Annotated in this window: 10 protein-coding genes; 9 read left to right on the forward strand and 1 reads right to left on the reverse strand. The window is 41.5% G+C overall.

Going from position 1 to position 9289, the window contains the following annotated elements:
* Nucleotides 1-57 precede the first annotated feature (57 nt).
* From A3C46_08025 to A3C46_08040, 4 genes are all read left to right on the forward strand, one after another.
* Nucleotides 58-243 (forward strand): hypothetical protein, encoded by a 186-nt coding sequence (locus A3C46_08025; protein OGQ22680.1) that lies wholly within the window; start codon nucleotides 58-60, stop codon nucleotides 241-243.
* 71 nt (nucleotides 244-314) lie between these two features.
* Nucleotides 315-1580 carry a hypothetical protein gene (locus A3C46_08030; GenBank protein OGQ22681.1) on the forward strand — a complete coding sequence of 422 codons (1266 nt, stop codon included), beginning with the start codon at nucleotides 315-317 and terminating at the stop codon, nucleotides 1578-1580.
* Nucleotides 1581-1866: 286 nt separating this feature from the next.
* Complete coding sequence (locus A3C46_08035) at nucleotides 1867-2433, forward strand: hypothetical protein (protein OGQ22682.1); 567 nt, start codon at nucleotides 1867-1869, stop codon at nucleotides 2431-2433.
* A 23-nt stretch (nucleotides 2434-2456) separates the two neighbouring features.
* Nucleotides 2457-3809 carry a hypothetical protein gene (locus A3C46_08040; GenBank protein OGQ22683.1) on the forward strand — a complete coding sequence of 451 codons (1353 nt, stop codon included), beginning with the start codon at nucleotides 2457-2459 and terminating at the stop codon, nucleotides 3807-3809.
* A gap of 73 nt (nucleotides 3810-3882) precedes the next feature.
* Here A3C46_08040 and A3C46_08045 read toward each other — a convergent pair whose 3' ends face one another.
* A complete protein-coding gene (locus tag A3C46_08045) occupies nucleotides 3883-4431 on the reverse strand; it encodes a hypothetical protein (GenBank protein OGQ22684.1) in 549 nt (182 codons plus the stop codon).
* A 267-nt stretch (nucleotides 4432-4698) separates the two neighbouring features.
* Between A3C46_08045 and A3C46_08050 the strand changes: the two genes are divergently transcribed.
* The 5 genes from A3C46_08050 to A3C46_08070 all read left to right on the forward strand — a co-directional run bounded on the left by A3C46_08050 (nucleotide 4699) and on the right by A3C46_08070 (nucleotide 9192).
* Nucleotides 4699-5361, forward strand: a complete 663-nt coding sequence (locus A3C46_08050) for a hypothetical protein (GenBank protein ID OGQ22685.1) — start codon at nucleotides 4699-4701, stop codon at nucleotides 5359-5361.
* Nucleotides 5358-6818 (forward strand): hypothetical protein, encoded by a 1461-nt coding sequence (locus A3C46_08055; GenBank protein ID OGQ22686.1) that lies wholly within the window; start codon nucleotides 5358-5360, stop codon nucleotides 6816-6818. The genes A3C46_08050 and A3C46_08055 overlap by 4 nt, the downstream gene beginning before the upstream one ends.
* 182 nt (nucleotides 6819-7000) lie before the next feature.
* A complete protein-coding gene (locus tag A3C46_08060; protein OGQ22687.1) occupies nucleotides 7001-8587 on the forward strand; it encodes a hypothetical protein in 1587 nt (528 codons plus the stop codon).
* 99 nt (nucleotides 8588-8686) lie between these two features.
* Nucleotides 8687-8971: a hypothetical protein gene (locus A3C46_08065; GenBank protein OGQ22688.1), complete on the forward strand. Its 285-nt coding sequence runs from the start codon at nucleotides 8687-8689 to the stop codon at nucleotides 8969-8971.
* Nucleotides 8972-8973: 2 nt separating this feature from the next.
* Nucleotides 8974-9192 (forward strand): antitoxin, encoded by a 219-nt coding sequence (locus A3C46_08070; protein OGQ22689.1) that lies wholly within the window; start codon nucleotides 8974-8976, stop codon nucleotides 9190-9192.
* Nucleotides 9193-9289 lie beyond the last annotated feature (97 nt).

Consider the following 9289-nt stretch of genomic DNA (forward strand, 5'->3'; position numbering starts at 1 on the left):
TAGAGACTTTTTAGAGGTCTCTGGAGGGGAGTGGCAGGCCGCTTGAGGAGAAAAATAATGAGAGCTGTTAAAGAATTTCAACTAAAAACGGGACATCATCTGAAAACACCTTTCCTCTTCTTTCTCTTTTTTGTTTTCAATATTGTCTGCTCCTGTTCAGGATGGGGAAAAGCGAATAAAATAAGGTTGGGTATTCTTGAAGATGCAGTTGGCAGTGTGCTAAATCCAGTTGAAATTGGGTAGAAAAAGAACGGCTCCCCTGTGATAGGTTGCGATTTACAAGAAGGTAACCAACCACAAAAAAGGAGGAGCCGATGAAGCGAAAAGTAATTGCAATGAAGGGGAAAAGCAAGAAGGAAGTTCAGGAGGCGTTAAGAATGGCTGAAGAGATGGATGTTCGTGTGGAGTTGATTCAGGCGCTGATTCCGATCGGAATGGATGCGGTGAAGGATCTCTTGCATCAGGAAGTCCGGATGTTGGCTGGGAATTGGTATCAGAGAGATCGGTTGTTTCCCGGCGCTGTTCGATGGGGACGGCAGAGGAGTTCGGTTTATCTGGCCGATCAGAAAATTCCGGTGATTGCGCCCAGAGTCCGGGACCTTGTTGCCAATCAGGAGATTCCACTCAAAAGCCTGGAGCATTTACAGATTCCCCGCTCGATGGATGAGGGATTGTTTCTCAAGGTTTTAAAAGGATTGTCTTGTCGGGATTATCGGGAATGCGCGGAAGCGGTTCCGCAGGCTTTTGGATTATCTTCTTCGACCGTATCGCGCCGCTACATCCGAGCCTCTGCGAAAAGGCTGAAAGAGTTTTTCAGTCGGCGGCTGGAGGGTTATGATTTTGTGGCGTTGGTACTGGACGGGAAACGATTTGCCGAAGACGAGATGGTGATTTGCGTTGGGATCACGGCACAGGGAAAGAAAGTGATTTTGGGATTTGTGCAGACGGCCACTGAAAATGAAAAAGCCTGTTCTGATTTTTTGAGGGAGCTTGTTGGCCGAGGACTCCGATACGACGAGGGGATTTTGGCGATCATCGATGGATCGAAGGGACTCAGGAAATCGGTCGAGAGTGTGATGGGCGAGAGCGCCGTGATTCAGCGCTGTCAATGGCACAAGCGGGAAAACGTGGTGGCGTATCTCCCGAAGCAGGAGCAGGAGACCATGCGCCGAAAACTGCAAGCGGCTTATGAACAACCGACGTATGAATCTGCGAAGGGATCGTTGCTGAAAATCCGGGCCGAATTAAAGATGATGAATCTTTCTGCGGTCAAGAGTCTGGACGAGGGTTTTGAGGAAACGCTGACGCTGCATCATTTGGGACTCTTCAAAGAATTGGGAACCAGTCTCAAGACCACGAACTTGATCGAATCGATCAATGCGGGACTGGGGCAAAAAACGGACAAAGTCGATTACTGGAAAAACTCGGAGCAGAAGCAGAGATGGGTGGCTTCCGCACTGCTCGACATCGAACCGAGACTCCGGAAGATTAAGGGATACAAACATCTTCCCCGTTTGAAAGAAATATTGAAAAACAGAATGGCAGAAAAAGAATTACAAAAAATAAGAAAGGCAGCCTGATCAACATGAGAGCCGTTCAAACAATTTCAACTGAAAATGGGATTGACTCGATGCAGTTTTTTCAGATGCTGATACGAAACCTGTAGAATCTCGCCGCGAGTATATACGGCCAATTTTTGAAAAAACAAGTGGCGCTTGGGCGCCGGCTTCATTAGTAACCAAACCCTCCCTATGGTTTATTGGATTCAATGGGAAAGAATTAGGGCAATTAAATACCACTCCTGCTGGTTCCTACTCCCGTATCGATGGGGTTTATGATTTCAATCTTCTGAAGGCAATCGATCTCTTGGAACAGATTCCTGTCATCAAGAATCCAAAAAAGGAATTTTCTTCATGGAGAGGTTTTTTTGTCAGCCGACCACTTGTAGCCGCATCTTCATCTCACTTCAAGGATCCCGAAGGTTGGAAAAGGATTAAAGTTTCTCAATTTACATTTTTGAAATCTTTCAAAACCGTTTTCCTCAAAACATTTCAAGGAGCTGTCGACTGCTATGTTCATGACGTTGATGGCAATTCTATGATCCCTTGGAAGATAAAAGAATCGAATATTCAAATCTCTGAAGCGTTTCAATCGACAGATGGTCGATATTTTATTGAGGCTCAAACTGGTTCCCATGATTGTGTCCTGCACGACGACCCAGAGTCTTCTGTAAATGGACAATGGTTTTATATGGAGTCTGCGCATTCTTTTCAACACCTTAGGGGAGATATGAGCTTGGTGGATACAGGAGATTACGACAGCAACGAATTTTCAGAAGTGATTTTTCAAGTGCACGCGTACAATTACGACGGCTATGTTTTGTATACGAAGCGCTTTAAAGAAAAGGCAGAAATGGGGTGGGAGTACCATTGAGAATAGGGGTGTTTGGAAACCGGATGCTCATCAGACTGTTTAATATTTTATTTTTGGCTTTTTATCTGGGCGTAAATTTTCTTTTTTTGCGTAGCCTCTATGTGCTTGTTTTCGGTATACCCCTCCTTGTATCGAGTCTGATCATCATCATCAGTTTCTTTTCGTCCACCTTACAAAGGCCCATTCTATGGGCTCATGTTGTTTGGTGGGGTTTGACATCACTCTATGTGTTGTTGGTCTTCCCTGATTTTAAATCAGTGATTTTTGACGGGACATTCTTCTTATTCCCCTATCTCGTCTCTCTTTTGTCGCTGGTTTTTCTTTTCTGGACCCAACCCAATAAGCTTAAAACCCCTATGAAGATTCTTGTGGTTGTTTTTCTTATGATACTTCCCGTCATTACCCTGACTTTTGGACGTAAAATAACCTATTTGTTCACTCGGATGAACTACCTTAAAACGGATCTTGCGGCCCAGGAAAGGGAGGGAAAATGGTCCTTCCTCACACTGAGTACCGCCGACTTTGAATTGAGAAAGTGGCATCAGGGTAATTTTTCGAAGTCAATTCCTCTTGCCGTCGAAAAACATATTTGGAGCTCTTCATTTACTGCTGATTCCAATGGAGAGAAGATCGCTATCATCGGTCGACATAATGATAATACGGCCGCTGTCATTATTATCGATGGCACATCCGGGAACGTTCTTACTGAGTACCGTTTTTCGGAGGAAGGGATCTTATTTGGCTGTCCAAAATTTACTGCCAATGACGAATTAGTTTTCGTCAGGAGCAGATACTTGGGCGATGGAGAACTGATTCGGCTTAAAATTCCCTCAGAGAAATCTTCATCTCACGGTGTTCAAGCTGAACAGATTAAAATTCCAACAATGCTTCCAAGACCATCGATGAGCGAAGGAGACTGCCCTGCGATATCGAAGAATCAGTCATTATTTGCGTGGGAAATACTCGGAGACGAAGATTTTGAGATCATTCTAGGGAAAAAGGACCGAGGCAATGCGGTTCAGATTCTTCGTCGAGGGATACCGAGCAAAGAAGGTGCCTCCTTAGATTATATAGGTTTCCCGACGCCGGGCGAAGAACACTTGATTCTTTTAGAAGGAGGACGAAGTGTTGAGCGGATTGAAGTGAGTACGGGCATCAAATCAAAGATTCTTGAACTTCCCGGAAATTTTTTTCACGGTCACGATTTTTCTCCCAATGGCAAATGGTTTTTGGTCGAAGAAATAACTGGCAATTCTTGTATGAACAAATTCTTTGCTATCAACCTTGATGATGGAAGGATAGTTCGAGTGCCTATCTATGTGCCTTCTAAGTATTGTCCTGCGTATGGATATTATATTCGTTGGATTTTCGAATAACGAGGGAACGAGGTTGTTGAAGGCTAAAAGCGTTGTTGAAAATAGGGAAAATAACTTGATCTCAATTCGAGATTTATATTCGCTGTTTCGTTCGACGGTAATCTTTCCGAAATGTTTTAACAATCGATCCAAAAAGCTCTTCCGTTGAAATCGGGCTTTGCCGAAAAGAGACATGTGTTACTCGAACGCCAAAATCTTTCATATAAAACTGAAGAAACGGATACTGAGAGGGGGGAGAAGAAAAGAGATCGTAAGTGACACCATGTGGATTCTTTTTTTGGCCTGGGGTAGGAATACCAACGCGACCATCTTTTTTTATCAAGGCAAGCCCCAAAAAAGGATCAACCGTGATACTCAAAAATATCTTTCTCGTCGGATGGCGGTCTTTTTGACGAAAAAAGATTTTACAATTTACATCATCACATTCCTGCTTTGTCACCTCCCATGTGTTCGGAATCGCATAGTGGAATGAAAAAGGATGATGAGGAGCCGTGAATATTACAATATTGTTCTTCGCCATATTTTTTCCCATATATTTTATTTTATTCTTGGCCACAGCATGCAGAGAAAGAAACGCTGTGGCTACAATAGCAATCAATACATACCAATTCATCTTCATCATGTTACGTATCATACTCATCTGTTCATCCTTCTGTCAAAGTATCAAGCATGGTTTCTTGACTCACAGTGGCGACATGATAGCTTAGCGCCTACAGCCAACTCAGCACACGCAGTTCGAAAAGTGTCCAGCCGGGGGCGAAAAAAATTTGGCGCAGAAAAAGCAACAAACGCCGGATGAGTTTTACATCGAGAAATTGCCGAGGTTGCATTGTGCAGCCTAGTATTGCGGAGTTGATTGATAACTAAACCTTCTTTTTGATAAGAGTTTATGATGACGGAACCTGATGTTACTTTGACTGATTATGTTTTAACTCTCGAGTGTATATTTTTTGCTTGTTGTCTTTGGAAAGCATCTCCTAAAAATGAAAAAATTTCTCTCTTCAGAAAATATGCAATCTCTTTCTTTTTATCAATCAGTATTGCTTCGTTAACAGGTGGGACTGTCCACGGTTTTTTCTTGGATGAATCCTCTTTCGGATATCGCATATTGTGGCCATCCACTTTGATCAGTATTGGTGCAGCTGCTTGGGCTTCGTGGTGTCTGAGTTTCTATCTTTTGTTTCCTCCTCATATGTTTCAAACGATGAAGCTTCTCGCAACAGTTGGCTTTGCCCTCTACAGTTTTGTGATTCTTTTTATCACTCAAATCTTTTTTGTTGCCATCATCAACTATCTTCCTGCTGTTGTGTTTTTGTTTGTCGTATTATTGATTTTATACCACCGTTCCCGTGAACCTCGTCTGTGGTTTGGTTTAAGTGGACTGATTTTCCTGTTGGTAGCTCCTTTTGTTCAACAATTACAAATTTCTCTTCATCCGCTCTATTTTAATCATAATGCTTTTTATCATCTTCTTCAGGGGATTGCCTTCTTCCTCATTTATGTATGGTGTGTACGATGGTTCACTCTACCGCAAATGAAGGAGACTTTATGATTCGCCAACTCGTAAAGATCATTCTCTGCTCTCTTCTTTTTTGTGCTGGTATTTTCCCTGCAAATGCTGAAGTTCGATTGAACGATATTCATTCTCAGCTGAATACAACGCAGGTAGATCATGTCTTCACACCAAAAACAATTTCTGAAATTCAATCTCTTATCCGAAAAGCAAAAGAGAATGGGAAATCAATCAGCATTTCGGGTGGGAAACATTCCATGGGTGGCCAACAGTTTGGCGCGGGAACAATTCATATCAATATGTCTTCTTTTGATAAGGTCATAGATCTTAATGCAGAAAAGGGAATTGTCGAAGTGCAGTCAGGAATTCAGTGGCCAGCGTTGATCGATTGGCTTTTAAAAAATCAAAAAGGACAAAAGCAGATATGGGGCATTCGTCAGAAACAAACTGGAGCTGATAGACTCAGTATTGGCGGAGCGCTCTCGTCCAATATCCATGGCCGCGGATTAAGGATGCGACCAGTCATCGATGATGTTGAATCATTCACGATCATTGATGCCAATGGCGAGGTGAAAGTATGCAGTCGAACAGAAAATGCAAATTTATTTCGGCTGACAATAGGAGGATATGGACTTTTTGGGGTGATTGGAAATGTCAGACTTCGCTTAGCTCCGGTGACGACGCTTCAGCGAGTCGTTCAGCTCATTGATGTCAAAGATTTTATTCCGCTCGTGAGAGAGCGAGTGAAAGAAGGTTTCTTGTACGGTGACTTTCAGTTTGCAATTGACCCAACCTCAAATGAATTCATGAAACGCGGTATTTACTCTCTTTATAAACCGGTTCATGGTCACGTGAAAGGAGGTCATGAACAGAAGGAACTGAAAAAAGAGGATTGGAATATGCTGATGGAATTAGCGCATACCCATAAATCCAAGGCGTTTGATATGTACGCAAAATTTTATCTTTCTTCCAATGGTCAATTTTATAGATCTGACACCCATCAAATGGGAGTTTACATCGATAACTATCATCGTACATTTGATCCTAAAGCTTCAGAAATGATCAGTGAGATTTATGTTCCTCGATTAAAATTGACTCTTCTTTTCGATCAATTGCGCAAGGATTTCAGAAAATATGATGTGAATGTGGTCTATGGAACAGTCAGATTGATTGAGAAGGATGATGAAAGTTTTCTTGCATGGGCAAAACAGAACTATGCGTGCATTGTTTTTAATTTTCATGTCGATCACACTCCGGAAGGGATAGAGAAAGCAAAAAAACATTTTCAACTTCTTATTGATGGAGCGCTGAAACATGGAGGGAGTTACTTTTTGACCTATCATCGCTGGGCGAGAAAAGATCAGGTGCTCAAAGCGTATCCTCAGTTTGTCGAGTTTTTGAAAATGAAAAAGAAATATGATCCTGATGAAGTTTTTCAGTCGGACTGGTATCGACACTATCGAGAGATGTTTCGTCGAGAACTCGCATTACAATAGACCTCTTGCGTAACCCTGGGTGACACTCGTTGTCATTGCGAGCCCGAAGGGCGTGGCAATCTCCTCTGTTTACTCGGGAGATCGCCACGCTTCGCTCGCGATGACATCCAAGTGTATCTCTTTGAAAACAAAAACTTTATAGGCTGGATTCTGTTGAGGTTATGCAAGAAGTCTAATAGAAAATGAAGAAAATTCTCTTTTCCATTTTTTTAACAATTTCATTACAGTTACCTTTCCCTGCTTATGCAAAAGCTGCTTTATTCGACGCTCTTGATAAGAATAAACTCTTTGATGATTTAATTGCGTATGTAGAACGCCTCGACGCCGAAATACTTACTATTCGCCGAAATCGTCCAGAGTCATGGAAGCAAACTACGACGAGATTAAAACAACTCTTTCTCAACGCCAAAAATGATGAAGATGCCTATCTGGTTTTACAAATGTTGGATGCTACCTATCCTGGTTTGCACACGAAAATCTCAGTTCCACAAAATATAAACCCATCATTGAGTTTATTTCAAAAATTTCAATTACCGTTTACTTTTTATCCCAAAAGAAATGATTTATCTATCACCTTTTTTGTTGGACAAGTTCTTGATGGCGTAAAAGATTTGCTCAAAGCTGACGATGAATTGTTGGCAATAGAAAATATTTCTCTTCAGGATCTTTACCATGATGCGCTAATCTTTTGCGATTATGCTCAGCCGTATCAATGTGCCCAAGAACTTAGGAATAACTTTCATTTTGGTTTTTTGAGAATCAATCTCAAAGATAGAAAAACTGTTCACATCACCATAAAGCGAAACAATGTTCAAAACAGTTTGGTTGTTCCGATTGTTTCGCAAGAAAAAACGAAAATGTTTTATACAAGCACAAAAAGTAGTTGCTTTGAGGAAAGCAAACGGTACTCCAACGCGAAACCTTTGTATTTGGGTTCAGAACTCTGTTTATACGAGGCTCGACAAAATATTGGTATTTTACGGGTAAGTAGTTTTGCAACGCTGAAAAACAAAGGTGGTAAGGAGGTCTCTTTTCAAGAGGATCTTGAGCCATTTCTGGCTATTTGGAAAAACAATTATAAAAAATGGAAAACTCTTATTTTAGATATCACAGGTAACGGTGGTGGAGATGTGCCTGTTCCGTTAACCGCATTATTGGTCACACAACCTTTTCAAGACCAATGGGTGAGATTTAAAAACATCCCGGAATTTAAAGACCCATTATTTTTCAAACAACTCTATAATGCTGATGTTTTTGTAGCGACACTCTCAAAAAATAAAAATTTGAAAGGTGATTTTTATCCACCGATACCCCAATTTCCTGTTTCTGGTGGGGAAATTACAGCTTTGTATGATCCGCATCCGAATGTTTTTTCAGGACGGATTGTGACAATGGTTGACCGCAACTGCATATCATCTTGCAGCGGATTTCTTTGGACATTACACCGTTATGATCAAGAGAGGTTGATAACAGTTGGTCAGCCGGATTCTGGGGATTCTACTTATGAAAGAATGAACATTGTTGTGTTTCAAGACCCATTACGTCCAGAAGGTTATCGAATTCACGTTTTACCTACTAAGTTTGAAATTCGAGCTGGACGACAATCACTTTTCCACTGGAAAGTTTCAGTCGCATTAACAACAGACAAAAATGGAACTGTTTATAGTATGAAGCCAGATCCTGTAGACTATTGGATTGACGATAAGACCTCCCACAGGGAATGGTTGTTACAAACGTATAAACAAGCTTATGCGATTGCAAATCAGTGATTTTTAATTTGAGCCACCAGCGTCATGGGGGCAAGTCTTGACCCCATGAAATCTGGATTAAATGTTTGACCTTTGTTGTTGCATAAGTACAATGTACGTATGAATCAGCTCAGTTTTGTTTGGGATGAAAAGAAAAACAAAGCGAATCAACGAAAACATGGTATTTCTTTTGAAGAAGCGCAAAGTGTGTTTCTAGATGAAAGCGCGATTGTCTATTTTGACCCGGATCATTCTGATGATGAAGACCGCTTTATCTTGCTTGGTATGAGCTTTAAGCTCCGGATGCTTGTGGTCTGCCACTGCTATCGTGATAAAAAGCATGTGATTAGGATCATTTCGGCAAGAAAAGCAGATAAGCATGAACAAACAGATTATGGGAGGTGAATATGAGAAGCCACTATGATTTTTCCAAAATGAAGGGGAAAAAAAATCCCTATGTCAAAATGTTGAAACAACCTGTGACGATTCGGTTAGATAAGGAGACTGTTGCCTATTTTAGGGCTATGGCGACTAAAACAGGACTTCCTTACCAACACCTCATCAATCTCTATTTGCGAGACTGTGCCCTACAACATAGGGAATTACAAATGCGTTGGGCGTCATGATCATGGGTCAATCCCAATCTTAGTTGGAATTTGAAAAGCGGTTCGTGGTGACATCTATGCTGCCTCCTTCAAGCCTTGCCTGTCGAGTTTCAGATCC

The organism is Deltaproteobacteria bacterium RIFCSPHIGHO2_02_FULL_44_16 (assembly GCA_001798185.1).
Lineage (GTDB): Bacteria > UBA10199 > UBA10199 > 2-02-FULL-44-16 > 2-02-FULL-44-16 > 2-02-FULL-44-16.